A 1,328-nucleotide genomic window follows, 5' to 3' on the forward strand; every position below is an offset into this window, starting at 1 on the left:
AGGAACGCATTCCTCAGATGTGATTTGAAACCCCGTTTACACAAAAATTCGGACAGGCCCGCTTCCGAAAAAACTCTCTGTCTGTCATTGGTGTCGGGTTCTTTATCACCTTGGTCAACTCCGACTTGTATTACTATGGATCAAATTATCCGACTCACGGTCTTGTACGACTCTCTCGAAGATCGCCTCGCGCTCGATGTCGAGAACCAGCACCAAGCACGTCGCCGGCTCTGGCTCACCCGCCGCCTGCTCGACCTGTAGGGTGCAAAAATTCGCCGGAACCTGATTTCGGGTGATTTTCAGGCGTTTCGTAGAGTTTGCGAGTGACCGATTGCCGGCGAAGTGATCAAGCAATCACCACCGACGAAGTGGTTTTTCAGTAGGTCGGTGACCGTTTTGTGATCTTCGGACGTGCGCAATCCTCGGCTGTCGTTACCGATGCCCAAGGGATGGCAAAGATGGGGTTGGCTCAGGCCGCCCGGCGGTAGCTGTGGTGCAACCCGCCCAGCCACGGAATGGCGTCAGCCCGCAGCGTTCCTGGCAAGAGGTCGCCATCATTGGCGGCTTCCTGATGCTCCGGTGCTTGGCCGTCGTTGGCCTGGTGCGGTCGTGCTGAGTTGTAGAAACGCTGGTACTCCGCAAGCAAGCCGTTCAGATGTTTCTCGTTCAGCGGGATGACGTGATCAAGCAGCTCTTCCCTCAGCGTGCGGTTGAATCGTTCCACCGTTCCGTTTTGCTGAGGGCAACCGACGGCAGTACGGATGACCTTGACGCCCATGGCGGGCAAGGTGTGTTTGACGATCGGTAGGAAGATGCTGTCGTGGTCCATCAGCATCATGGCCGGCGCCTCGTCGAACGGAAAGGCCTCGCGCATCTGCTGCGCTACCCAGTCGCTGGTTGGGTGGTAGGTACTGCCGCAGCGAACCAGGCGCCGACGCTGGTGGTCGATGACCGACAAGATGTAGAGGGGTCGTGCACGCCAGTCAAACGTGACCTTGAAATCCATCGAGGTCAGCAGGTGCCGGTGATTGTCGAGGAAGGTCTTCCAAGATTGACCTGGGCGTGAACGGGGTGACGGGTTGCGCTTGAGGACATTACGCACCGTGCTCTCTGACACGGGCACGCCGAGTTGCTCAGTGACCAGGGCGGCAATGCGCTCGGCACCATAGCGAGGGTTCTCTGCCTTGATGTCCAGAATGATCTGCTCGACTGACGGGTCGATTCGAGGCCGACCTGCCCGGTGGTGCTTGGGCTTTCCCGAGATCAGCCACCAGTAACGCTGCACGTAGCGTCGGTGCCAACCGACGAGTGTTTCTGGCCGGAAGTGA

At 58.2% G+C, this 1,328-nt stretch carries 1 protein-coding gene; it reads right to left on the minus strand.

Going from position 1 to position 1,328, the window contains the following annotated elements:
• Positions 1-469 precede the first annotated feature (469 nt).
• Positions 470-1,328, minus strand: an 859-nt coding sequence (locus IE083_RS15640) for an integrase core domain-containing protein (protein ID WP_189354956.1), incomplete at its 5' end; no start/stop codon positions are given.

The organism is Vogesella fluminis (assembly GCF_014652335.1).
Taxonomy (GTDB): Bacteria; Pseudomonadota; Gammaproteobacteria; order Burkholderiales; family Chromobacteriaceae; genus Vogesella; species Vogesella fluminis.